The sequence below is a fragment of the Nocardia sp. NPDC051990 genome (assembly GCF_040680755.1).
GTDB lineage: Bacteria > Actinomycetota > Actinomycetes > Mycobacteriales > Mycobacteriaceae > Nocardia.
This window is the reverse complement of record NZ_JBFAXH010000004.1, coordinates 392,627-417,925: the sequence shown is the minus strand read 5'-3', so window position 1 is coordinate 417,925 and position 25,299 is coordinate 392,627. Positions and strand designations below refer to the sequence as shown.

Sequence of the window (25,299 nt, the reverse complement as noted above, 5' to 3'; positions counted from 1 at the left end):
GGTGATCGGCAGCGGACGCAACCGCGCCGTCATCGAGAATGGCGGATTTGGGCACGATGTCCGAAATACGGACAACGCGTCGTGTTTTCGCCGGGAGCCTCGACGGAATACGGAGTGATGCACGATACGCTCCGGCTATGACAACGATCACAACAACGGATTCTGTACTGCTCGAGGAACAGTCGGCACCGGCGGATGGTCTGCTGTCATTGATCCGCCGACTTCGGGAGTGGCGGCCGCGCCCGCTACATGCTTCGGCAGTCGTCACCGGCGTCGTCGCGCTCACGTCATTCGAAATGTCGTTTGCCGCATTGCACGACCTGTCGGTGCGAAACCTGGTGGCTCCGGCGCTCGCCGCGAATGTGCCGATCGCCATCGACGGACTGGTCATCGGCTCGATCATCGCCACCGCCACCTTCCGCAGGCGAAGTTCGGCCTGGTGGTATGCCACGGCACTATTCGTCTTCTGGACCCTGATGTCGGTCGCCGGAAATATCGAGTACGCGCGCGAAATCGGGGGCAGCCCCGTGTCTTTGTCGCTGTACGCCGGTATGCCGCTGACCATGCTGTTCGCGGTGCATCTCACCCTGATGCTGTTCGGGCGCGAACATGATCGCGCACGCGCCGCGGAGCACATACCGGCAGCACGGGCGGAACACGCACCGACGGAGCACGCACTGACAGCATGGGCGGAACACGTACCGGCAGTGCAGATGGACCGCGTGCCGACAGTGCAGGCCGAGCACACACCCACAGCACGGGCGGAACACGCACCCACAGCGCAGGCCGAGCACACACCCACAGCACGGGCGGAACACACACCGGCGGACCGCGCACCAGCGATGCCGGCGGACCGCGCACCGGAGACACAGAAGGTCCGCGACCAAGCGGCGGACGAGGATCGGGATTCGGCACCGCAGAAAGAGCGTGTCGTGCTGACGCGAGGCGCCGCGGGCCTGGAGAATACCGACCCGCTGCCCGTCGCTCCGAAAAAGCTGCCGATGGTCGCGACCAGCGGTGTCAGCTAGGTAGGTCAGCGGGAATCGGGGGTGGTGCAGAGGTCATGGACAAGACGCATCTTCTCCAGGACCGGATCGGGCAGGACGAAGGGGTAGAGGTCGTCGTGGCCCATTGAGCGGTTGACCATATCGAGCGACCAGGCGAGGGGGAGCCAGCGGTCGATAATGCGGTCGAAGCCGGCGCGGCCGACTTGGGGACGGTCGAGGGTCGCGCCGGCGGGGGCGAAGCCGAAGGCGGCGGCGGTGTCGAGGGTGTCGCGGATGTGCAGGTAGTGCGCGAAGGTTTCGGCCCAGTCCTCGCCGGCGTGCATGGCGGCATAGGACGAGACGTAGTTGGTTTCCCAGCCTGCGGGCGCGCCTTCGACGTAATGGCGGTCCAGTGCCGCTTGATAGTCGGCGTTCGGGTCACCGAACAGGTTCCGGAAGCGTTGCGCGGCATCGTCATCGGCGATCAGTACCGAGAAGTAATGACCAGCGCCCGATCGGCGAGGCTGAAACCGAGTGGGCTGAAACAGGACAGACACACGGAGTTCTCGAAGGCCAGCTGTTGTCCGCAGTTCGGACAGGTGAAATCGCGCATATCACTACACCTCTACCGGTGCCACGTCGACGGATACGGTGATCGAGCTCTCCTTGGCGTCGGTGTAGATGATGCCACGCAGCGGCGGCACATCGGCATAATCGCGGCCCCACGCAGCGGTTACGTACCGCTCGTCGGCGAATTGGTCATTGGTCGGGTCGAAGCCGATCCAGTGGCCGGTCCGGTCGTGTGCGGTATCGCCGGGCACCCACACCGCGGACCAGGCATGGGTCGCGTCCGCGCCGATCATGCGTTCCTTACCCGGCGGTGGATCGGTCGCCAGGTAACCGGAGATATAGCGCGAGGCCAGCCCGTGTGAGCGCAGGCAGGCGGCGCCGATCCTGGCGAAGTCCTGGCAGACGCCCGCGCGCGCGGCGAAGACGTCGGCGACCTTGGTGGAAACTGTGGTCGAGCCAGATTTATAGGTGAAGTCGGCGAAGATGCGGGTGTTGAGTTCGGTCACCGCTGCCAGCAGCGGCCTACCGGGCGTCAAGGATTCGGCGGCATATGCGGTGACCTCGGGGGTGATCTCGGGCGGATGCAGGTCGAGGGTGAACTCCACCGCCAGCGGGCCATTGGCCGTGTTCGGACGGGCCTGCTCCCACGGCTTACCGGTTGCGCTCACCGCTGCCGTATCGGGTATGTCGACCTCGACCACGGATTCCCCGGTGACCACGAGCTTCGTATGGACGGCCGTGACATGGAAATACGAGGTGGTGTTGCCGTATACATCGGTGCCGATCGAGCGGTCCGACGGCATCGGATCGATATGGATCTCATGCGAGAGCAGGCGCTGTCCCGGAAACTCCCGCGGCGTCAGAAAGGCGCGCCCATAGGAGCTGGTGACCTCGTCGGAATACTTGTAGGTGGTGCGATGCTCGACCCGATAGCGCCGGGCGGCGGCGTTAGGCGCGATCATTCAACGACCCTCGTGCTACCCCACAGCGGCTGGATGTCGGCCGGCAACGCCAGTTTCGTGGTCTCGAACGATTCGGAGATCTTGCGCAACCGTAAATGCACGCCCTCCAGCAACTCGGCCAGTTCGGTCCGCCGCCCCTCCGGATCGGTGCTATCCAGATCGTCCGGGTCCACCCGGCTCAGCATGCGCTGAGCATCGGCCAGCAGCCGCTGTGGGCGTGAGGATCCCGACGCACCCGGCAGCGCCTGGAAGTCGGCATCGGTCTGATCCAGCTGATAGGCCAGTGAGCGCGGATTCCCGGCATCGAACAGCAGCAGTCCGGCCACCGCCGATACCCGCACCGAATCCCGATGCCGCCGACGGTAACTCACCGACGACTCGGTCGCCTTCAGCACCGTTTCGGTGACCACCCGCTCGGCCTCCGGCGGATATGACTGTGTCAGCGCCGCCGCGAGCAATGCGGTCAGCGACAGTCCCCGTTCGATGCGCTTGCCGATATCCATGACGTACCAACCGGTGTCGCGAACCAGCGATTCGGCACCGATACCGGACAGCGAAAGCAGCGCCGCCAACGACAGCGAATGCACCGCCGACAATGCCGATTCCTGATCGTCACCGGTGAATCGATACTCCGCAAGCGCCCGATCCACCGCACCAAGAATCATCCAGGTATCCGCCGACAACTGATCGCGCACCGCCCGCGCCGCCGACCCGTACCGATTGATCGCAAACGCCATCGACCCGGGCATATCCCGATCGACAGTCAACGCCACCAAGTAGTCATGCCCCTCCCGTCCCGCCTCGGGCACCACCGCAGCGGTAATCGCGGCAACCGGCTTCGACTCCGTATCCGCACCGATATTTGGCGCACCAGCGCCCGATCCGGCACCGGCGGACTCGGCCCCACCTGCTGTTGTTCCCGGGCTGCCCGTCGTGGGACCGGATCCGCCCGAGACCGAGCCCGGCTCAGCCGAAGGTGGCTGCCGCGCACCGGAACTCGTCTCGTGCACGCCATCGGGCAGCACACGCAACGGAGCCAGTGTCGCGGTCGTGCGGGCCAGCGCGGCCATGAGGATGGGCAGAGCGTCGGCGCCTTGCAGCCACGGGCGGTAGCGGTAGTCCTGATAGCACTCGTGCGTTGCGATGAGCAGTCGCACAACGGCTTCGGCGCGTTCGCTGTAGCGGCCCATCCAGAACAGGTCGTTGAGTACGCGGGGGGAGCTGACCGGTTCGATCGCCGGGGCGCGGCATTCGCGTTCCTCCGGGCCGGGTTCGGTGCTGATGGCGACGACGGTCGGGGCAGCGCGGACCCAAATGTCTTTGGCGGCAACCTTGATGACCACCCGCTCCGGATGTATGCGCTGCCGCAGCTGACCGAGGCCACCTGCCATCGCCGTATAGCCGCCGCGATGGGCAAGTGAGAACAGTCGCATACCGACCGGCGCCGAGGCGAGCCCGCCGTATTCCTGGACCGCGGGCGCGACCGAGAACTGCGCCGGCTCCTGTCCAACCCACTGCCAGCCGCGGTCCTCGATCCGAGCGGCGAGTTCCGCGCGTTGCGCAGTGGACAGTTCCGGACCGAACAGCGTCGCGCCGTCGACCGCCGAGCGAATGATCAGCCGGTCCAGATTCGCGATCAGATGCGACCGTTCGCTGTCCTTGCCACCCCAGTACGTCGGCGCGCTCTCGAGCACCAGCTCCTCCCCGAGCAGCGCCCGCGCGATCCGCGGCAGAAATCCGGCCAGTGCCGGATTCTCCAGCAACCCGCTGCCGATCGTATTCACGACGGTCACCGCACCGCGACGCAACACCTCCACCAGCCCGACCACGCCGAGCCGGGAATCCGGCCGCAGATCGAGCGGATCGGAGAATTCGGCGTCCACCCGGCGCAGCACCACATCGACCCGCTTCAAGGTGCCGAGCGAGCGCATCCACAGCGCACTGTCGCGCACCACCAGATCCGCGCTCTCCACCAGTGGAAAGCCCAGCGTAGAGGCGAGAAAGGCCTGGTCGAAGGCGGTTTCGGAATGCACACCCGGGCTGAGCACCACGACGACCGGATCATTGTCATCGGCCATCGGCGCGGATTCGATCAGCATCAACCGCATGGCCCGCGCGAACGGCGTGAGCGGACGCGGATTGGAACGTTCGAAAGCCTCGGGAATCGCCGCCGACACCACCCGCCGGTCCGCCAGCGCGTATCCGGCACCCGACGGTGCCTGCGCCCAGTCGGCGATCACCCGGAACTGTCCGTCGCTCCACCGGCTCAGATCGCAGGCGTGCAGGAACAACTGGTGCCGCCCCGGAATCGTGATGCCGTGCGCGGCCCGCACATATCCGTTATTGCCGAATACCACCTCCGGCGGCAGCAGACCGGTGGTGATGGCGCGCCGCGGGCCGTAGATATCGGTGAGCACTTCGTCGAGCACCCGCGAGCGCTGCACCAACCCGGCCTCCAGGCGAGTCCAGTCCTCGGCGGAGACCAGCAGCGGAATGGGATCCAGCCGCCAGGCGGTCGGTTCGCCCGCCGCCGCGGCTTCGGTGTAGTAGATGCCGTCGTCATCGATGAGCCTGCGCACCCGGCCGTCCAGCCGCGCGAGTCCGGACATGCCCAATTCGACAAAATCGGCGGACAGCTCCGACCACATGCGCCGCACACCACCCGCGGGATCGACCAACTCGTCGTAATATCCGCCCATCGGCCGACCACATTCGTCATAGCCCGCGGTATCCGCGCCCTCGGCGCGATATTTGGCGAACTGTTCGGCGACCTGCTCGCGCACGCTGAGCCGTCCGGCATTCAGCAGCGTCGTCTCCTCCTGGGCACCGGATTCCGTTCCCCGCGCTTCGTCGCGCATAGTCACCGCGCCGACCTCGCTTCTCCTGCCAGACGTTGTCTCCGAGTGCGGACACCTGTCCGCCCCACACTTACCAATCGCTGACCAGTCCCCGCACCGTGCGCGCCCGGCGCAGATCGAGGATGCCCGGCGCGCCGATGTCGATGGACTGTGCTGCCATCTTCGCACGTAGCGCCCCCGGATCGGCCCTTGTCGTGGGTGTGCCCCGGCCGCCTCGAACCGTCGGTTGCGGCGCGATTGCGCGGCCACCGCATCGACCGGCGGCTCCCCGAGTGCTCGGCCATCGGCTGCACACCGACGGACTCCCTGCGCAGGGTGCGGTCCGGCGATTGCACACCGGACTCCAGCCGAATCGAATATTCGACGATGCGGTCGCACGACACGCAACCGATCTCCCACCACCTGTCCGAGTCCGGTGATATGACCGATTCACGAACCGATCTCGTCTGGAGGTCATATGCGTGCGCTGAACTGTCCGTCCTGCGAATCCACCGTCGACCACTGCCACGGCACGCTCATCGTCCACCTCGGCCGCACGGCCAAATGCACCGAAGCGGACTGCATCGATTTCGACCACCCACGGCACGACTTCGTCGTCGATTGCACCGATATGGCCGGAGGTTGCGCATGCGCGGCACCGGATGCCACGCGCACCGCCCGGCACGGCGGCCCTAGTAGGTCAGCGCGAAGGTAAGCAGCAAGGTGGTCTGGAAGTGGCCCCGCCACCAGGAGTAGCCGAACCAGACATTGGGCGTGACCTCGCGGATCTCGTCGTAGACCGGCGGGGTCGGTGATGGGGCGTAGTCCAACACCCAGGTCGGCCGGCCGTCCATGATCGCGGGTGCGGTGTAGACATCGGCCTTCCATGCCTCGAGGCCCTCGCTGGTGATCCGGTTCACCAGAAAACCGCCGTCCGGATCGGTGTAAAAGGTCTTACCGATCCACAAGGCCGGGGCCACCGCCTCCATGATGGGTGGCCTGGTCACCCAGCCGTTCGTGACTCCCATCGGCACCTCGCCGCGCGAAGCATCGCGGAAGATCGCGTCCTGCTGTTCGGCCGAGCAGCGCGAACGCAGCGATTCGATGGTCGCGGTCGCATTGTCGGGATAGAGGACGCATCCGTCGCCATAGTCCACCGTCGCGTCGATAACCTCGGAATCGTCGACCTCGGAATCGAGGATGCCGGAGTCGGCGGCGGCGGGAGCGGCGGCCCCGAGGAACAGACTGGGAAATCCCAGCGTGAGCACCGCGGTGGCCATCAATAGAACTTGGTTTGCGTGCATTGCTGTCTCCAGAACTCACCACCATGCCCTCGGACCCAGTATCGAGCGTCGGACGGTGGACTCGCAACATCTGGTCACAGATCGAACTGTTATCCGGCGGCTCGGGGCTGCGGAGACGGCTGTTGCCGCGCCCACTAGGCTGAACAACGACACTTTCCGCAGAGAGGACAAGCCGTGCAGCCCGGTGGTCAGTTCGATATGCAGCAGTTACTCGCCCAGGCGCAGCAGATGCAACAGGCGGTGATGCAGGCTCAGGCCGAGATCGCGGCGACCGAAGTGGAGGGGCAGGCCGGTGGCGGCCTGGTCAAGGTCACCGTCAAGGCGACCGGTGAGATCGTCACGCTGAGCATCGATCCGAAGATCGTCGACCCCGATGATGTCGAGGGGCTGCAGGATCTGGTGATCGGCGCGGTCAACAACGCCATGTCCAACGCACAGCAGCTAGCTGCCGAGCGGCTCGGCCCGCTGGCCGGCGGCGGCTCGCTGCCAGGTCTGCCCGACTTCTGATCCGGGGACGTCTTTGTACGAGGGCCCGGTCCAGGATCTGATCGACGAGTTGGGAAAGCTGCCCGGCGTCGGTCCGAAAAGCGCGCAGCGCATCGCATTTCATCTGCTCCAGGTCGAGCCGCCCGAAATCGACCGACTGCAGGCCGCTTTGCAGAAGGTGCGCGACGGCGTGCAGTTCTGCATTGTCTGCGGCACGGTGTCGGATAACGAAATGTGCCGCATCTGTTCGGATCCGCGCCGCGACCGCACCATGATCTGTGTGGTCGAGGAGCCGAAGGATGTGCAGGCCATCGAGCGCACCCGCGAATTCCGCGGACGCTATCACGTGCTCGGCGGCGCGCTCGATCCGCTCAGCGGCGTCGGACCGGATCAGCTGCGCATTCGAGAGCTGCTGGCACGCATCGGCAATCAGGAGGACGGCGTCGATGTCAGCGAGGTGATCATCGCGACCGACCCGAATACCGAGGGCGAGGCGACGGCCACCTACCTGGTGCGGATGCTGCGTGATTTTCCCGGATTATCGGTGACGCGTTTGGCATCCGGTCTGCCGATGGGCGGCGATCTCGAATTCGCCGACGAGCTCACCCTCGGCCGCGCGCTATCGGGTCGGCGCGCACTGTAGATCGCCGCTCGCGTTCGGCGGGCACGGTTACTGTGTCAGGGATGAGCATCGAGTTCTTGCTGACCACGCTCGTCATCGTCGCGACACCCGGAACCGGCGTGCTGTTCACGCTGGCGGCCGGACTCTCCCGGGGGATCAGGGCCAGCGTGATCGCGGCCTTCGGCTGCACGCTCGGCATCATTCCGCACATGATCGCGGCCATCACCGGACTGGCCGCACTGCTCAACGCGAGCGCTGTCGCCTTTCAGACATTGAAGTATCTCGGTGTCGCCTACCTGCTGTACATGGCGTGGAATACGTTCCGGGACAAGGGGGCACTGGCCGTGCCCGAGGCGGAGGCCGGGACACCATCGGCCCGGCAGGTGATCACCTCGGCGGTCCTGCTCAATATCCTCAACCCGAAGCTGACGATCTTCTTTTTCGCCTTCCTGCCCCAATTCGTACCGACGAGTGCGCCGAATGCGTTGGCGCGCATGCTCGAACTGAGCGGACTCTTTATGCTCGCCACATTCGTGGTCTTCGCGATCTACGGTGCTTGCGCGGCCGCCGTGCGCAACCAGGTGATTTCCCGGCCCGCCGTGGTCACCTGGATGCGCCGGGCATTCGGGGCCTCCTTCATTGCCCTGGCGGGTCGACTCGCGGTACAGAATCAGTAAGCGTCAGACGGTGATTCGACTCCAGGGCAGGGCCTGCAGCCGGGTGCGGTCGTCGATCGCCCAGTCCCAGATCAGATCCGCGACGGTCTGCGAGTCGGTAACGGTGAGGCCGAAGTGCTGGTCCGGGGCGCCATCTCGATACTCGAGCGTGAATGTGCCGGACTTGTCACGGTAGGTCTGGATGTAGACCTGTTCGTCCCGCTCGACGATCAGATAGGGATTCGGCGGCGCCAGCTCGGAGACCCACTGGTCGGCAAGGGCTTTCGTCAGATAGGGGAATTCACCGGCACCACCGTGGGTGACCAGCGCGGGCACATGTCCGGACGGATCGATCAGCCAGGCCAGCTGCGGATCGTAGACGGCGTAGTGCAGCGGGGTCGCGATGTCGAACAGCAACTGCCGGACGAATCCGATCGCGTCGTACGGGCATGGGACGTGCAGCACCGCACCGGTCGCCGCGCCGCCGACCGGAACCGTGCTCAGGAATCCGTCGTGCTCGGGTAGTTCGGCATTGCGTTTGTTCAGCTCCGCCGCCATCGCCGCAACCATTTCCGTCTCGGGCCTGCCCTGCTGGGTGGCCAGATACGCATCGACTTGCGCGATCGTCGTCGCGGCACCGGACGGCAACAAGACGTGGTCGTAGCTCACCAGCACAGCGTACGGGGGAGGCGAAACTGGACAGGTGACCACCATGGGCTGGCGGTGCGAACACATCCGCCAGGTTGACTCTCCAGTAGGGGGAAGGTGTTCGCTGTCAGGTATGACAGCGACAGTCTCGATCGGCGAGTTCGCCAGGTTGACCTATCTCAGCGTGAAGACGCTGCGGTATTACCACGAGGTCGAACTGCTCGAACCGGTCACGATCGACGCGGGGTCCGGATATCGGCGATATTCGGTCGATCAGGTCGGGCAGGCGCATCTGATCCGTCGGCTGCGCGGGCTGGATATGCCGCTCCCGGAGATCAAGGCGGTGCTGGCGGCCGCGGATACCGAATCCCGGGATACCGCATTGCGCGCACACCTGGAACGCATGGAAGCGGAGTTGCGGCGCACGCAGTCGGTGGTTGCCTCGCTGCGCTCACTGCTCACCCCGGCCGCACCGATCACCGTCGAATACCGGTCGATCGCGGCCTTCCCGGCGCTCGCGTACGTCGATACGGTGCGCAGGGAGGCCATCGACGACTGGTGCGCGGCCGCATATTCGCTGCTGCACGACACGCTGGCCGCGACGAATATCGCGCCCGCCGGTGTCGACGGTGCCACCTACTCGATGGAATTCTTCGAAAACGACGCCGGCGAGGTCGCCGCGTTCATCCCGATCCCGGCCGATGCGCGGATCGCGCCGCCGAGCGAACTCTCGATCATCGAACTGCCCGCGCGCCGCTTCGCGATCGCCGTGCACTCCGGGCCGTTCGACGATTTCGACCGCACCTACGGCGCTCTCGGCAGCCACGTCGCCGAACACGACACCGCGCTCGCCGAACCGGTCCGTGAGCTATATGTCCTCGGGCCGGGCGAAATCGACGACCCCGACGCCTACCGCACCGAAGTCTGCTGGCCAATCGGCCGGCTCTGAAAGAGAGAGAGAGAGAGAGAGAACCGCAATGACACTCACGATCGGGCACATCACCTTCGACTGCGCCGACGCCGCGACACTGGCCGGTTTCTGGTCCGAGCTGTTGAACCGCCCGCTGGACGAGAACGCGAGCCCGGAGTTCGCCACGGTCGGGTTGGCCGAAGGCGTGGGACCGAGGTTGATGTTCGTCCAGGTGCCGGATAAGACGTCTGGCAAGAATGTGATCCACCTGGACCTGGAGGCTGCGGACTGGCGCGAGCAGATCGATCGCGCGATCGGCTTGGGTGCCAAGCACATCGGCGATTTCGACGAATCCGGCACGCAATGGGCGACACTGGCCGATCCAGAGGGCAACCTCTTCGATATCGCGGCTGGATAAAGAAAAGGCCCGACCTATGTCGGGCCTTTTCGGCTATCTCAGGAGAGTTCGCGCTGCAGGTTCGCGAGCACCTCGGCCTGAATCTTCTTCAGCCCCAATGGCGCGAAGATCCCCTCGAAGATCCCCGCGACACCACCCGCACCCTTCCACGACGTGCGCAGCGTGACCTGCGAACCGGTACCCTCCGGTGACACCGTCCAGGTGTTCACCAGCGTCGAATTCGAATCACGTTCGGTCACTATGGAGTCCGATACCGACACGACCGCGTGCACGTTGCGGGAACGCTTCTCGGTGGCCTGCAGCGTCCATTCGGCGACGGTGCCAGCGCCCTGGCCGCCCTCGACCACCCGGTAATCGCGGTAGTGCGCCGAGAGGATGCGCGGCCGCACCTTCTCGTAATCCGCGATGGCCTCGAGTGTGCGCTGCGGATCCGCCGCGACGGCGATCGAACTGCTGGCGCTGACCTGTCCCACGATGAGCTCCTTGTCCGGCTGCTGACCTTTTCGAGCGACTGCAAGCAATCGCTACGGTTACCCCCTATCCTGCCCTGTCCCTGCCTCCCGGTGACGCCCAGGTCGGTCCGCGCGCCGACCGACAACAACCCGCCACCAGCGGCCAGCCTGCTAACCGCGGCAACATACGGCCACCCGGGACCAAGCGCCCCGAACACCCGACCAATCATCAGATGTCCTGTTAGGCTTCCCGATCAGATTGCGCCGGAGGGGAGCCATGCAATACACCATGCGAAGCGGGTGTTCGAAACCGCCCGGATTACCGCCGCACTGACACGGCGAGTCCAGAGTATTCCCGATGCAACAGATGCGTGACATTAATCCCTCGTCGGTGACCTTGCAGTGGCTTGTGTTACCGGTGCGTACTAGCGTCGAGGAGTGGCAGTGAGTCTGTTGGGGAAGGCCGGTCACGCATCGGCCGCACACGAATCAGGGTTCGCCGCGCATCGAGTGGGTGTGGAGCGGCTGATGGCCAGTTACCGCGCGATACCCCCGAACGCCAACGTGCGGTTGACGAAGAAGACCTCGAATCTGTTCCGGGCCAGGGCCAAAAACACTGCCCCCGGCCTGGATGTTTCCGGACTCGCCAAGGTCATCGCGGTGGATGCCGAGGCCAAGACCGCCGACGTCGCCGGAATGACCACCTACGAGGATCTGGTAGCCGCGACATTGCCCTACGGCCTGGCCCCACTGGTGGTGCCGCAGCTCAAGACGATCACCCTCGGCGGCGCGGTCACCGGCCTCGGCATCGAATCCAGCTCGTTCCGCAGCGGCCTGCCGCACGAGTCGGTGCTGGAGATGGACGTGCTGACCGGGGCGGGCGAGATCGTCACCGCTACACCGGATGGCGAACACGCGGATCTGTTCCGTGGCTTCCCGAACTCCTATGGCACCCTCGGCTACTCGGTCCGCCTGAAGATCGAACTGGAGACCGTCCAGCCCTATATGGCGCTGCGGCACATCCGCTTCCATGATCTGCGCGAATTGGAGTCCACCCTCGCCCGGATCGTCACGGACCGGACCTACGAAGGCGAACGCGTCGACTATCTCGACGGCGTGGTCTTCACCGCCGATGAAAGCTATCTGACGCTGGGTCGCCAGACCGACGAACCCGGACCGGTCAGCGACTACACCGGCATGGATATCTACTACCGGTCCATCCAGCACGACTCCGACCGACCCAAACGCGACCGGCTGACCATCCACGACTATCTCTGGCGCTGGGACACCGACTGGTTCTGGTGCTCGCGCGCCTTCGGCACCCAGAACCCGAAGATCCGCCGCCTCTGGCCGAAACGCTACCGGCGCAGCAGCTTCTACTGGAAACTCATCGCACTCGATCACAAATACGATATCGGTGACAAACTGGAGGCCCGCAAGGGCAATCCGCCGCGCGAGCGAGTGGTGCAGGACATCGAAGTTCCGGTCGAGCGGACCGCGGATTTCGTCGGCTGGTTCCTGCGCGAAATTCCGATCGAACCGATCTGGCTGTGCCCGCTGCGACTGCGCGAAAACGACGCAGCGAACGCAGGACGGCGGTGGCCGCTGTATCCGCTGCAGCCGAACCGTACCTACGTCAATGTCGGATTCTGGTCCGCGGTGCCGACCGTCGCAGGTCAGCAGGAGGGTAAGGCCAACCGCGCGATCGAGCAGACCGTCACCGAGTTCGACGGGCACAAATCCCTGTACTCGGATTCGTATTACGGCGAGGATGAATTCGCAGCCCTGTACGGCGGCCAGACCTACGCCGATTTGAAGAAGCGCTACGACCCGGACCAGCGACTGCTGGATTTGTATTCGAAGGCGGTGCAACGCAAATGACTACATTCAAAGACCGTTCCGATGTCTTCGCGGACCTCGGGACAAAACTCAGCATTGCCGAGATCTTCGAGACGCTGATCGACGGCGAGGTTCCGATCCGGCTGACCGCCTACGACGGCAGCGCGACCGGGCCGGAGGATTCGGAATACAGCCTGGAGATCAAGACTCCGCGCGGTATCAACTACCTGGCCACCGCGCCAGGTGATCTGGGCATGGCCCGCGCCTACATCTCCGGCGATATGACCGCCACCGGCGTGCACCCCGGCGACCCGTACAACATTCTCGAGGCGATGGACGGGCTGAAGTTCCATCGTCCGTCGGCGCTCACACTGGTCACCATTGCCCGCTCGCTCGGGTGGGAGCGGCTCAAGCCGATCGCACCGCCGCCGCAGGAGACGCTGCCCCGCTGGCGCCGGATCGCGCTGGAGGGCCTGCGGCACTCCAAGACTCGCGATGCCGAGGCCATCCACCACCACTACGACGTCTCCAACACCTTCTACGAATACGTCCTCGGTCCCTCGATGACCTACACCTGCGCGGCCTACGGGGATGAGAACTGGACCCTGGAGCAGGCGCAGGAGAACAAGTACCGCTTGGTCTTCGACAAGCTGCGGCTGAAAGAGGGCGACCGGCTGCTCGATATCGGCTGCGGTTGGGGCGGCATGGTGCGCTACGCGGCCAAGCGCGGCGTCAAGGTCATCGGCGCCACCCTATCCGCGGAGCAGGCCGAGTGGGCACAGCAGAAGATCGCCGAACAGGGGCTGTCCGATCTTGCCGAGGTGCGGCATTCCGATTACCGCGATATCCCGGAGGTCGACTTCGACGCCGTCTCCTCGATCGGACTGACCGAGCACATCGGGGTACACAACTACCCGTTCTACTTCGACTACATCAAGGGCAAACTGCGCGCGGGCGGCCTGTTCCTGAATCACTGCATCACCAGACCGGACAACACCCGGACCACCAAGGCCGGGGACTTCATCGACCGCTACGTCTTCCCGGACGGCGAACTGATCGGCTCCGGCCGGATCATCGCCGAGATCCAGAATATCGGCCTCGAGGTGATCCACGAGGAGAACCTGCGCGAACATTACGCGCTCACCCTGCACGAATGGTGCAAGAATCTGGTCGCCAACTGGGATGCCTGCGTCGAGGAGGTCGGCGAGGGCACCGCGAAGGTGTGGGGCCTGTATATGGCCGGTTGCCGACTCGGCTTCCAGCGCAATGTGGTTCAGCTGCACCAGGTGCTCGGCGTCAAGCTGGGCCCGAACGGCGAATCGGATTTGCCGCTGCGCCCGTGGTGGCAGCCGTAGTCAGCAACTGATGCGGCCCGTCCTAGCCCAGGAGTTCATCCAGGAATAGGGCGGGCAGTGTCGTTTCGCCGGGTTGTCCCGGCGTGGTGCGCATTTCGGTGCGCAGCACGCGCAGGATGCTGAGCACAGCGGGGCCCGCATCCAAAAGTGGCATGGTCCAACCATATTCGGCGCAGGTGGCGGCCGCGGGCAGCAGCAGTCCGGTGGCTTCGCCGACCCAGCCGGAGGCGGCCAGACATTCGGCGAGCAGCAGTACGGTATCCAATTCCGCGCGCGGACGATGCTGTTCGGCCATGCGACCGTGTAGCGCGCGGGCCCGGCGCACAGCGCGATCATCGGCGCGCAATTGACCTTCGGACAACAGTGCGCGGATCGCGGCGATCTCCTCTGCCTCGGCGGCCAATGCCGCCGCGCCGGTCATCCGATGGGCCTGGTGGATGGTTCCGGAGATATCCGATTCGTATCCGGTCGCGGCGGCGGCGACCCGCCGGGCCGCGGTATCGGTCAGCACTCCCAGGCGCAGCCGCTCGGCGCGGATATGCGCGGCGAGCCGAACCAGCCTGTTGTCGGCGGCGATTCGATCACCTTCGTCGAGCCGGACGGTCGCGGTATACAGATCGCCGAGCGCGGCCTTGACCCTGGCACCGATCACGAAGGTGGAGATGAGGAAGTCCACCGGTCCAATCCGAGTGACCAACTCGTGACTGTCGTCGAGCAGCCGATCGGCAGTATCCAGATCGCCTCGGCGGTAATTCATTTCGCCGAGCAGCGCCGCGGCCACCCGCACCGCATGCGAGCGCGGTCCCGACTTCTCCCGCGCGGTCTCCCACGCCTGCTGGAAACAGCTTGTGGCAGCGGGGATATCGAGCTGTTCATACGCCGCGGCGCCCTTTCCGCACAGTCCGAACACCTCGCCGAGCGGATCCTTGGATCGGGCATGATACGGCGCCGCCCATTCCTGGATTTCGCGCGCGCCATCGAAATCGAATTCGCACAAGCGCACGAAGGAGGTCAGATTCGCGGCGGTCGATACGGTCCAGGCGGGTAGTTCATCGGGCCTTTCCAGGCATTCGGCCACCCGGTCGAGCACACCCTCGGTGTGGTCATGCGCGATCTCATCCGAGGCCGCGAGCACCGCGGCCTGGCAGCGCTGCCGGTCCAGATCGGCGTCGGTGGACGACCCGTGCGCCAGCACATTGGACAATCGGCCAAGGGCCTGGCGCGCCGCACTCGACTCCTGCAGATTCACATTCGCCCTGGCCACGGCCATCAGCAGTTTGGATCGCGAAGCAACCTGCTGCACCGGCAGTTTCGATACCGTGCCGAGCAGCGTCGCGAGGCGAGACTTATCGATGAGGTCCATGCCGCCACTCTCGATTAGATCCAGCGCCATCTTCAGATCCGTCGCCGCGAGCGCGTGATCGACTGCCTTGCGCAGCAGTTGATGTTCGGCATACCAGTGAGATGCCTTGCGGTGCAATGCCTTCAACTCGGCCGGGGCGGACCGGTCCAAGCGCGCCCGCAGATGTTCGGCGAACAGCGGCTGCACCCGGAACCACTCCGGATCGTGGGCAATGCGCTGGACGAACAACTCGCGCAGCTCGGCCTGCTCCAACATCGATTCACCGTCCGGCTCGTCCGACAGCGCCGAGGCCAGCGAACCGCAGACCCGCTCGGTGATCGAGATCGAGGTCAGGAAGTCGAGCATCTTGGGTTCGAGGGTGTCCAATACGTTTTCGGCGAGATACTCGCGGATGCCGTGACTGCCCTCGGCCAGATTGGCGATCAAACTCTCTGGATCGGCATTGCCACGCAATGACAAACTCACCAGTTGGACCGCGGCGGGCCAGCCGTCGGTGGCGGTGTGGATCTCCTCGATTTGGTTATCGGTGAGTGCGAAGCCGTTGCGCTGCACCAGGATTTCCTTGGTCTCCGCGGTGGTCAGGCGCAGTGCCGAGGAGCCGATCTCGACCAGTTCGTCGTGTACCCGCATCCGGCTGGTCGGCAGGCCCGACTGCTCCCGACTGGTCACCACGTAGCGCAAATGGTGACATCCGTTGTCCAACAACGCATCCATCGCCCGCCGTGCGCCCGCATCGCTGACCCGGTGCCAGTCATCCACGATGACTACGACGGTGGTCGCGCCGGCGTGGATCTCATCGATCAGCGTGGAGATGACATAGGCGGCCGCATCGGCGGGCCGTTCCTCGAGCACCTGATCCAAACCCTCGCCGATATCCGGGCGGACCCGGCGAATCGCCTGGATGAGATGGGCCAGGAACCAGATCTCGTTATTGTCGTCCTGGTCGATGCCGAGCCAGGCCACCGGGACCCCGGCATCGGTCAGCTCGTTGCGCCACTGTGCGGCCACCGTGCTCTTACCGAAACCAGCCGGCGCGTGGATAACCGCGAGCCGGCGGCGGCCACCAGCACGCAGCGTGTCCAGCAGGCGCGGGCGCGGAACCGGCTCCCGGGCCGGAGTCGGCGGGCGGAATTTCGTCGCGGCCGTCGGCGGCACGACCACGGTCGAGTTGTCCGGATGTTGTGAGACCGCGGGGCGCAATGTCAACGGCCAACTGCGGCGCGCGGTCACCGCCGGTCGCGACACCGTCGCCTCGGTCGCGTTCTGCTGCTCCGCCTCGTCCGGCGCCACCACCGAGGTATCCAACAGCGCCATCTCATCGGGCATCTGATCGTGGTCGTACTGCACCGTGCGCAGCAGCTCGCCGAACTCGAATGCCGAGGTGGGCCGCTTATTCGGATCGGTATCCATCGCATACTGGATGGCGTCGGCGACATCGTCGGGAAGGTCGTGGCCGTGCAGATCCGGCACCGGCTGGGTGGTGATCCGCAGGAATTGCGCGACCACCTTCTCCCCCGATTGTCGTTCGAAGGCGGCATGGCCGGTCAGCAGGGCGAACAGCGTCGAGCCGAGTCCGTACACATCGGAGCGGACGGTCGGCTCGTCGCCCTTGAGTACCTCGGGCGCGGTGAAGGCGGGTGAGCCGGTGATCAAACTGCTGGAGGTGCGGAAGCCTCCCGGGATCCGGGCAATTCCGAAATCCGTCAGTTGCGGTTCGCCGTATGCGCTGAGCAGGACATTCGCCGGTTTGACGTCCCGGTGCAGGATCCCGGCCCGATGCGCGCTCTCGATCGCACCGGCCAACTTGACCCCGGCACGGAGGGAATCCGTCCAGGTGAGCGGCCCCTGTTCCTGAATGAGCTGCTCGAGCGAACCCCGGTTGCAGTAGGGCATCACAATGAACGGCTGACCGGTCGGGGTGACATCGACCTGCAGGATGTCGACGATATTCGGATGGCCGGACAGCCGACCCATCGCCTGCTCCTCGCGCAGGAATCGCTCCCGGCTCTCGGCATCGATCTCCGAAGAGAGCACCTTGACCGCGACCACCCGGTTCAGCGTGTACTGGATACAGCGATAGACCACCCCGAACCCACCCCGGCCGACCTCGACGGCATCCGACAAGCCCATCGCCTCCAACTCGTCGACGATCTCGATGGGCATTTGTCGCTGTGTGTCCGATCCGGCCGGAGTCGACCCGGTGTTCACCTTGCCCGAACGCATCTGTGGAGTCATGTGACCACCTCGAATTCACATCGAATCGGCGTCACCGGCAATCAAGAAGCACACCGACATCGGACATCGCGAAACGCTCTCGCGATGCCCGAAATGCCTGTGCATACTCCAACGTAGCGCGGTATCAACCCGAGTGGGTGGCTTTCGAAACGGCTTCGCGCAACCGCGCAGCGTGGCGCAGACCGCTCAGCGTTCGGCCGGGGCCGCGTCGCCGGATCCCAGAGAAATGAGATCCGCTCCATGACGTTCTGGCGCTGGGTGTTCTGGAAGGCGGCGATCAACCAGCGACCGTCCTGGCGGACGATGGTGTAGGTCTGCGTTCTCGACAGATCCGCTGGCTGCTTCGGATCACCCTGATAGGTGTCGCCACGACTGATGACGACGGCGGAAACGGCGAAAGCCCGCCACCGCGAAAAGCGGTGGCGGGCTTTGGTGTTGCGAATTACCGCGAGGCTACTTGCGCAGCGAGGCCGGAACCTCGAAACGCTCGCCGTAGGTCTTGGCGAGGTAGTCCGCACGCTCCACGAAGGCCGCCTGGCCACCCGGGTAGCCGACGATGAACTGGTGCACACCACCGGTCCAGGCCGGGAAGCCGATGCCGAAGATCGAGCCGATATTGGCGTCGGCGGTGGTGGTCAGCACACCCTCGTCGAAGCACTTCTGCGTCTCGATCGCCTCGATGAACAGCATGCGATCGATCAGATCCTGCAGCGGCACACCGAAACCGGCGGTGGTCTGGAAGTGCTCGCGCAGCCCCTGCCACAGGCCGAGACGCTTGCCGTCCTCGTCGTACTCGTAGAAACCGGCCTTGCCCAGACGACCCGGGCGACCCTGCTCGACCAGGTAGTTGATGACCTCCTGCGCCGGGTGCCGCTTCACCGGGTTGCCACCCTTCTCGGCGGCCTCCAGGGTCTCCTTGGCGATCTTCTGCATCAGCGTCAGGTTCAGCTCGTCCGACAGCTGCAGCGGCGCGGCGGGGTAGCCCGCCTGCAGACCGGCCTGCTCGATAGCGGCGGGCTCGATGCCCTCCTTGAGCATGGCGATCGACTCGTTGACGAAGGTGCCGATCACACGCGAGGTGAAGAAGCCGCGGCTGTCATTGACGACAATCGGGGTCTTCTTGATCGCGAGGGTGTAGTCGAATACCCGAGCCAGCGCCTCATCGGAGGTCTTCTCACCCTTGATGATCTCCACCAGCGGCATCTTGTCGACCGGCGAGAAGAAGTGGATGCCGATGAAGTCCTCCTGGCGTTTCACACCGGTCGCCAGACCGGTGATCGGCAGGGTGGAGGTATTCGAGCCCAGCAGCGCGTCCGGGGTGACGGTGTCCTCGATCTCCTGGAACACCTTGTGCTTGAGCTCGGTGTTCTCGAAGACCGCCTCGATAACGAAGTCGACACCGGCGAAGTCGGCCACATCCGCGGTCGGCTTGATCCGGTCCAGTAGCGCCTTGGACTTCTCCTCGGTAGTCCTACCACGAGAGAGGGCCTTGGCCTCGATCTTCTCGGAGTAGTTCTTGCCGCGCTCGGCCGCCTCGATGGTCACGTCCTTGAGCACGACCTCGTAGCCCGCCTTGGCCGAGACGTAGGCGATGCCGGCACCCATCATGCCCGCTCCGAGCACACCGACCTTGCGGATCTCCTTCTTCGGGACATCCTTGGGCCGCGAACCGCCGTTGTTGATCGACTGCAGGTCGAAGAAGAACGCCTGGATCATGTTCTTCGCGACCGGGCCGGTCAGCAGCGAGACGAAGTAGCGCGATTCGATCAGCGACGCATTGTCGATATCGACCTGCGAACCCTCGACCGCGGCCGCCATGATGGCGCGCGGTGCGGGCATGTTGGTGCCCTTGAGCTGCTTGCGCAGGTTGGCAGGGAAGGCAGGGAGGTTCGCGGCGAAGGCCGGGCTGGACGGAGTGCCGCCCGGAATCTTGAAGCCCTTCTTGTCCCAGGGCTGTACGCCACCCTCGGGGTTGGCCTTGATCCACGCCTTGGCAGCGGGCACCAGCTCCGCGACCGAGCCGACGACCTCGTTGATCAGGCCGAGCTCCTTGGCCTTGGCTGGACGGTACTTGTTGCCCTGCAGCAGGAACTGCATCAGCGCGCCCTGCAGGCCGAACATGCGCACGGTGCGGATGACACCGCCACCGGCGGGCAGCAGACCCAGGGTCACCTCGGGCAGGCCGAGCTGCACGCCCGGCACATCCGCGGCAATGCGGTAGTGGGTCGCGAGGGTGATCTCCAGGCCACCGCCGAGGGCGGCGCCGTTGATCGCCGAGACGACCGGCTTGCCCAGGGTCTCCAGCCGGCGCAGCGCCGACTTGATGGTGCCGAGCTCGTCCATGAGGGCCTGGCCGTCTTCCGGGCCGACCTTCATCATGTTCTTCAGATCGCCGCCGGCGAAGAAGGTCTTCTTCGCCGAGGTGAGCACCACGCCGGTGATGTTGTCCTTCTCGGCCTCCAGCCGGTCGACGGTGGCCGCCATCGACGTCTTGTACAGCTCGTTCATCGTGTTGGCGCCCTGGTTCGGGTCGTCCATCGTCAAAACGACGATGCCGTCCGAATCCTGCTCCCAACCGATCATGTTGGTTTCGCTCACAGCTCTGTGTCTCCTTGTTCAATGGCGGCATTCGCTGGCCCTGCGTGCGCGCGTATTCCTTGCGGGGTACCGCCTTGACGGCCCCTCTGGGTTCCTTCGGGCCTGACGCTCATGCCGCGCGAATTCTCCGCTGTCGGTTGGGTTTTCAGACGCGCTCGATGATCGTGGCGACGCCCATGCCGCCACCGATGCAGAGAGTGATCAGCGCGTAGCGGCCGTTGCGGCGCTCCAGCTCGTCGACCATGGTGCCGGTGATCATGGCGCCGGTGGCGCCGAGCGGGTGACCCATCGCGATGGCGCCGCCGTTGACGTTCAGCTTCTCGTCCGGGATCTGCAGATCCTTCTGGAACTTCAGCACCACAGAGGCGAAGGCCTCGTTGATCTCGACCAGGTCGATGTCGTCGAGGGTCAGGCCCGCCGTGGCCAGCGCCTTCTTGGCGGCCGGAGTCGGACCGGTCAGCATGATGGTGGAGTCGGCGCCGCTGGTAGCGGTCGCGACAATGCGCGCACGCGGGGTCAGGCCCGAGGCCTTGCCCGCCTCTTCCGAACCGACCAGCACCAGCGCGGCGCCGTCGACGATGCCCGAGCTGTTACCACCGTGGTGGATGTGGTTGATCTTCTCGACGAAGTAGTACTTCTGCAGCGCGACCGCGTCGAAGCCGCCCATCTCACCGACCGCGGCGAAGGACGGGTTCAGCTTGGCGAGGTCCTCCGCGGTGGTGCCGGGACGGCGGTGCTCGTCGTGGTCGAGCACGATGATGCCGTTCTGGTCCTTGACCGGGACGACGGACTTGGCGAAGTAGCCGCCGGTCCACGCCTTGTCGGCGAGTTCCTGCGAGCGCACCGCGTAGGCGTCGACGTCATCGCGGCTGAAGCCCTCGATGGTGGCGATCAGGTCGGCCGAAATACCCTGCGGGACAAAGTAGGTGTCGTAGTTGGTGGCCGGGTCCAGAGCCCAGGCGCCACCGTCGGAGCCCATCGGCACACGGGACATGGACTCCACACCGCCGGCGATGACCAGATCGTCGAAGCCGGAGCGAACCTTCTGTGCGGCGAGGTTGACGGCCTCGAGGCCGGAGGCGCAGAAGCGGTTGAGCTGGAAGCCGCCGACGGTGTCGGGCAGGCCGGACACGGTCACGGCGGTGCGGGCGATATCGGCGCCCTGGTCACCCACCGGTGCGACGACGCCCAGGATCAGGTCGGAGATCCGGTCCTCGTCGAGGTTCGGGAAACGGCCGCGCAGCTCCTGGATCAGACCAACAGTCAGGTCGATCGGCTTGACCGAGTGCAGCGAACCGTTCTTCTTGCCGCGTCCGCGCGGGGTGCGGATGGCCTCGTAAATGTAGGCCTCTGTGGTCATATCGGAGTTTTCCTTCCTTAAGGGTGCGGCGGCCGAACATTCGTCCGTCCATGCGAGTGACCTCGCCGGTCGACCCGGAGATCGACCGTCCTGACGCTGTACAAAAGTCGACAAGCAGCAGTTATGACGAGCCTCTATGGACACACATGCCTGCGCATACCATAGAACGTCGCCACACCGCAGCTCGCGGCCACCCGTTCATACTACCGTCGAGCGCGAACTCCGGTTAACTTAACGTCCTGTGAACGATGGTTGTCAACTGTCCAGCCGTGTGGCACCCAGCTCACTTTTGAGCAACTCCACGGCGACCTCATCCGGATCGCGCCGATCCCCGGGCGCCACCGGGGTCTGCGATTCGGCCAGCATTTCCTGCTCCTCCTCCGGTGTGGAGGGCGGCGGGACGCCATCTATCGGCGCGTAATCCATCGGTCCCGGATCATCCGGTAGATCCGGGTAATCGGGCGGCGGAATATCGTCGTCGCCGCGGAACGACCGGGCGTCACCACTCGGCGCGGACCGCTGACCAGCACCCGCCGGATCGGCGGCCGCCGCCCTGGCCTGGCTCGGCCGCGAGAACCGCGGTGGCGCATCCGAACCACGTCCCGGATTGCCTGAGTCACGTCCCGGCGCATTAGCGGCCTGCTGCCCGGCCTGACCACGCCCCCGGTTCGACTTCGGCGCGGCAGCCGCGGACCGAGGCGCGGCACCACCCGCCTCCCAACGCACCGGATGATCGCTGCCGAGCACAGCGCGCACCGCAGACCGCACCGCCTCCACATTCCGTGGATCCGACAGCCGCTGCGCCAATGGCGCATGCTGATGCGCGAATACGATCACCTCCCCCTCGATCCGCGACACCGACGCTCCCGACAACAACGCCTGCACGGTTGGCCCGAACTCTCGAACCTTCGCCCGAATCTCCCCCCAGGCCCCCTCGACCGCCCGCAACAGATCCGCATCCCCGCCCTGCCGCTGTCCGGCGTCCGCACCGCTCAGCTCGCCCGCCGCACCTTGCGAACCACCCTGCTGCACGACACCTTGCGCCGCCGCCGCACCTTGCGAGACGCCCGGCTCTGTCGCACCACCCTGCCGCACGGCAGCAGGCCCCACGCCAGCAGCACCCAAGCCCGCCTCGGTCGTCGACTCATCCACTTGCGCGGCCGCACCAGCTCCGGCGCGATCCGCGACACCACGCACGGCAGCATCTTCCTGCGCTGCGGCACTCATCGGCTCGCTCGCCCGCGCCGATGAGCCTGCCCCGGACGCCACCCGTCTCTGCGCACCTCGCTCGGACTGCTGGGCCGAAATCGACGGCGCAGCTTGCGAATTCGACGCCGCCGCACCGGCGGAGTCGCGCTCCGGCGATGCAGTTGTATCGGAGACCGCCTGCATCCCTTCGGGTTCCAGCAATCCACCAGCAGCCAGCGAACCCGCGCCACCAGCAAACTCGACCCCAGCCCGACCGGGCTCGGCGGCTCGGTCCGCAGACTCGACGGCCGAGGACGAGGCGGCAGCCGCACCCCGGCCGGCATCGACCGGCGAAGCAGCGAATCGTGCTTGTCCCTCGGACACCGCATCGTCAGCTGCACCGCCCGTCCCGGCCTCGGTATCAACTCCGGCTGACGCTGTCGCGCCGGCCTGTCCGGTGCTCGAACCCCGGTCGACGGCCGTACGGTGCGGAGCCGCACCCGTCTGTGCGTCACCGCGCTCCGCGGGCGAATCGCCCGGCACGAAAGCGAATCCCGTCTCCGCACCGCCTTGCCCCACGGCCGTGCTCTGCCCTGCAGCAGACTGTTGGCGCTCGGCCACAGCCTCCGCTGCCGAGTTCTGTGCTGACGCAGCGCTCTGTCCGACCGCCGAATCCTGCCCTCCAGCCAAGTTTTGGCTATCGGTGCCGTGCCCGACAGTCGCGTTCTCGCGATCGGCAACGTCCTGCCCACCCACCGGTCCCGCCGCCTCAGTACCACGCTCGACAGTCGACTGCTGCGCAGCCGCCGCACGCTCCGCAGGCAGGCTCGGCCCAAGGCCACCAGCCTGCGCCGGGCCACTCGCTTGGCTCGCGCCCGCGCGAGTGGCATCTTTTTCGCGGCGGGCAGCGGCGAGGAGTTCCGCGCCTCGGCGGCGTGGCGGTTCGTTGGAGGCGCGGGACGGGGCCGACTGAGTGGCCGCTGGCTGGGCCGGGGCGGGCGCCGGGTCGGTGGGCTGGGCCGGGGCGGTTGCGGTGATCGCTCCGGTGGCTATGCCGCGTTCGAGGCGCTCCAGACGTTGCAGGGTTGCGGATTCGGCGTCGGACACCGATGGGAGGAGCATCCGGGCGCAGACGATTTCGAGCAGGAGGCGCGGGGCGGTGGCGCCGCGCATGTCGCCGAGGCCCTCGTGCAGGAGTTCGGCGTGCCGGGCCAGGGTAGCCGGGCCGGTGCGTTCGGCCTGTTCGCGCAGGCGCTCCAGGACATCGCCGGGGCCGGAGACCAGGCCGCGGTCGGCGGCGTCGGGGACGGCTTGCAGCAAGATCAGATCGCGCAAGCGCTCCAGCAGGTCAACGGCGAAGCGGCGCGGATCGTGGCCTGCCTCCATGACGCGGTCGATGGTGCCGAAGAGGGCGGCACCATCGCTGGCGGCGAGCGCGTCGATCGCATCGTCGATCAGCGCGACATCGGTGACGCCGAGCAGCGAAACCGCCCGCGCGTAGGTGATGCCCTCGGGACCGGCGCCCGCGAGCAGTTGGTCGAGCACACTGAGGCTGTCGCGCGGCGATCCGCCGCCCGCGCGAATCACCAACGGGTACACCGCCTCCTCGACCGGCACCTGCTCCTGCTCGCAGATCTTGCCGAGCAGTCCGCGCATGGTCGCGGGCGGCAGCAGCCGGAACGGGTAGTGGTGGGTGCGGGAGCGGATGGTGGGCAGCACCTTGTCCGGCTCGGTGGTGGCGAAGATGAAGATCAGGTGGGCCGGCGGCTCCTCGACGATCTTGAGCAGCGCATTGAACCCGGCCGTGGTCACCATATGCGCCTCGTCGACGATGAACACCCGATACCGCGACTCCGCGGGCGCGTAGAAGGCTCGATCGCGCAGTTCGCGGGTGTCATCGACACCGCCGTGACTCGCGGCGTCCAGTTCGATCACATCGAGATTGCCCGGCCCACCCGGACCGAGCGCCACACAGGACGGGCAGACGCCGCACGGTGTCGAGGTCGGACCCTGCACACAGTTCAACGAGCGCGCGAGGATGCGCGCCGAGGAAGTCTTGCCACAGCCCCGGGGACCGGAGAACAGATAGGCATGACTGATGCGACCGGTGTCGAGCGCGATACTCAGCGGGTCGGTGACGTGCTCCTGACCCACCACTTCAGCGAACGTTGCCGGTCGGTACTTCCGGTACAGAGCCACGGCCAGAGGTTACCGGCGCCCACCGACAAAGCACATACCCCTCGACCAACAGGCCGGGCGCGGCGTGCTGCCGGACATTTCGCGCCGGAGATGTGATGTAGATCACATGATGCTCAAATCTTTGTTAGCCCCCACTGATCAGCGCCGAAGGCGGCAAAGTTGGAGTAATCGAAGATCTAGAACGGACGAAGACTGAATTTTGGCGCCCGTCCAGTGCGATTGGCGGCGATTAGCTGAACTCACGCCCCGGTTCGAGATCTATTTGCGGAGATAACGAATCGATCAACCAGCATGACATCGACGCAATCGCC

Annotated in this window: 18 protein-coding genes and 2 pseudogenes; 8 read left to right on the top strand and 12 right to left on the bottom strand. The window is 65.7% G+C overall.

Annotated features, from left to right (window positions below; all coding sequences use genetic code 11):
• The first annotated feature begins 137 nt into the window (after window positions 1-137).
• Window positions 138-1,028: a DUF2637 domain-containing protein gene (locus tag AB0L63_RS11090; protein ID WP_364497847.1), complete on the top strand. Its 891-nt coding sequence runs from the start codon at window positions 138-140 to the stop codon at window positions 1,026-1,028.
• 5 nt (window positions 1,029-1,033) lie between these two features.
• Here AB0L63_RS11090 and AB0L63_RS11085 read toward each other — a convergent pair.
• From AB0L63_RS11085 to AB0L63_RS11060, 6 genes and pseudogenes are all read right to left on the bottom strand, one after another.
• A pseudogene (locus AB0L63_RS11085) lies at window positions 1,034-1,450 on the bottom strand (putative zinc-binding metallopeptidase); the annotation flags it as partial.
• Window positions 1,451-1,470: 20 nt separating this feature from the next.
• Window positions 1,471-1,599 carry a zinc-ribbon domain-containing protein gene (locus AB0L63_RS11080; RefSeq protein WP_364497844.1) on the bottom strand — a complete coding sequence of 43 codons (129 nt, stop codon included), beginning with the start codon at window positions 1,597-1,599 and terminating at the stop codon, window positions 1,471-1,473.
• A 4-nt stretch (window positions 1,600-1,603) separates the two neighbouring features.
• A complete protein-coding gene (locus tag AB0L63_RS11075) occupies window positions 1,604-2,518 on the bottom strand; it encodes a transglutaminase family protein (RefSeq protein ID WP_364497841.1) in 915 nt (304 codons plus the stop codon).
• Window positions 2,515-5,376, bottom strand: a complete 2,862-nt coding sequence (locus AB0L63_RS11070) for a circularly permuted type 2 ATP-grasp protein (protein WP_364498235.1) — start codon at window positions 5,374-5,376, stop codon at window positions 2,515-2,517. The genes AB0L63_RS11075 and AB0L63_RS11070 overlap by 4 nt, the downstream gene beginning before the upstream one ends.
• Window positions 5,377-5,446: 70 nt before the next feature.
• Window positions 5,447-5,658 (bottom strand): annotated as a pseudogene (locus tag AB0L63_RS11065) (hypothetical protein); the annotation flags it as partial.
• Window positions 5,659-6,047: 389 nt separating this feature from the next.
• Window positions 6,048-6,659, bottom strand: a complete 612-nt coding sequence (locus tag AB0L63_RS11060) for a hypothetical protein (protein WP_364497839.1) — start codon at window positions 6,657-6,659, stop codon at window positions 6,048-6,050.
• 174 nt (window positions 6,660-6,833) lie between these two features.
• On the opposite strand from AB0L63_RS11060, the gene AB0L63_RS11055 reads away from it, so the two are divergent.
• Genes AB0L63_RS11055 through AB0L63_RS11045 form a run of 3 tightly spaced genes read left to right on the top strand, consistent with a single transcriptional unit; the run spans window position 6,834 to window position 8,444 of the window.
• The gene (locus tag AB0L63_RS11055; protein ID WP_364497836.1) at window positions 6,834-7,166 is read left to right on the top strand and encodes a YbaB/EbfC family nucleoid-associated protein; all 333 of its coding nucleotides are present in this window, start codon (window positions 6,834-6,836) and stop codon (window positions 7,164-7,166) included.
• A gap of 13 nt (window positions 7,167-7,179) precedes the next feature.
• Entirely contained in the window at window positions 7,180-7,788 is a 609-nt protein-coding gene (gene recR / locus AB0L63_RS11050; protein ID WP_364497833.1) for a recombination mediator RecR, read from the top strand.
• A 41-nt stretch (window positions 7,789-7,829) separates the two neighbouring features.
• Complete coding sequence (locus tag AB0L63_RS11045; protein ID WP_364497831.1) at window positions 7,830-8,444, top strand: LysE family translocator; 615 nt, start codon at window positions 7,830-7,832, stop codon at window positions 8,442-8,444.
• Between the two features lie 3 nt (window positions 8,445-8,447).
• Here the strand turns inward: AB0L63_RS11045 and AB0L63_RS11040 are convergent, their stop codons facing one another.
• Window positions 8,448-9,092 carry a hypothetical protein gene (locus AB0L63_RS11040; RefSeq protein WP_364497828.1) on the bottom strand — a complete coding sequence of 215 codons (645 nt, stop codon included), beginning with the start codon at window positions 9,090-9,092 and terminating at the stop codon, window positions 8,448-8,450.
• Window positions 9,093-9,204: 112 nt separating this feature from the next.
• Between AB0L63_RS11040 and AB0L63_RS11035 the strand changes: the two genes are divergently transcribed.
• Window positions 9,205-10,020, top strand: coding sequence for a MerR family transcriptional regulator (locus AB0L63_RS11035; protein WP_364497825.1), 816 nt, complete (start codon window positions 9,205-9,207; stop codon window positions 10,018-10,020).
• A 28-nt stretch (window positions 10,021-10,048) separates the two neighbouring features.
• Window positions 10,049-10,399, top strand: a complete 351-nt coding sequence (locus tag AB0L63_RS11030) for a VOC family protein (RefSeq protein WP_364497822.1) — start codon at window positions 10,049-10,051, stop codon at window positions 10,397-10,399.
• 38 nt (window positions 10,400-10,437) lie between these two features.
• Here AB0L63_RS11030 and AB0L63_RS11025 read toward each other — a convergent pair whose 3' ends face one another.
• A complete protein-coding gene (locus AB0L63_RS11025; RefSeq protein ID WP_364497819.1) occupies window positions 10,438-10,872 on the bottom strand; it encodes an SRPBCC family protein in 435 nt (144 codons plus the stop codon).
• A 507-nt stretch (window positions 10,873-11,379) separates the two neighbouring features.
• On the opposite strand from AB0L63_RS11025, the gene AB0L63_RS11020 reads away from it, so the two are divergent.
• Both AB0L63_RS11020 and AB0L63_RS11015 read left to right on the top strand, forming a co-directional pair.
• A complete protein-coding gene (locus AB0L63_RS11020) occupies window positions 11,380-12,732 on the top strand; it encodes an FAD-binding oxidoreductase (protein WP_364498232.1) in 1,353 nt (450 codons plus the stop codon).
• Entirely contained in the window at window positions 12,729-14,045 is a 1,317-nt protein-coding gene (locus AB0L63_RS11015) for a class I SAM-dependent methyltransferase (RefSeq protein ID WP_364497816.1), read from the top strand. Before AB0L63_RS11020 ends, AB0L63_RS11015 begins: the two co-directional genes overlap by 4 nt.
• Before the next feature lie 22 nt (window positions 14,046-14,067).
• Here the strand turns inward: AB0L63_RS11015 and AB0L63_RS11010 are convergent, their stop codons facing one another.
• The 4 genes from AB0L63_RS11010 to AB0L63_RS10995 form a co-directional block, all read right to left on the bottom strand.
• Window positions 14,068-17,643, bottom strand: a complete 3,576-nt coding sequence (locus tag AB0L63_RS11010; protein WP_364497813.1) for a protein kinase — start codon at window positions 17,641-17,643, stop codon at window positions 14,068-14,070.
• A gap of 453 nt (window positions 17,644-18,096) precedes the next feature.
• Window positions 18,097-20,241: a 3-hydroxyacyl-CoA dehydrogenase NAD-binding domain-containing protein gene (locus tag AB0L63_RS11005; protein WP_364497810.1), complete on the bottom strand. Its 2,145-nt coding sequence runs from the start codon at window positions 20,239-20,241 to the stop codon at window positions 18,097-18,099.
• Window positions 20,242-20,386: 145 nt separating this feature from the next.
• Entirely contained in the window at window positions 20,387-21,601 is a 1,215-nt protein-coding gene (locus AB0L63_RS11000) for an acetyl-CoA C-acetyltransferase (RefSeq protein ID WP_364497807.1), read from the bottom strand.
• A 255-nt stretch (window positions 21,602-21,856) separates the two neighbouring features.
• Entirely contained in the window at window positions 21,857-24,988 is a 3,132-nt protein-coding gene (locus tag AB0L63_RS10995) for a DNA polymerase III subunit gamma and tau (protein WP_364497804.1), read from the bottom strand.
• Between the last annotated feature and the right edge of the window lie 311 nt (window positions 24,989-25,299).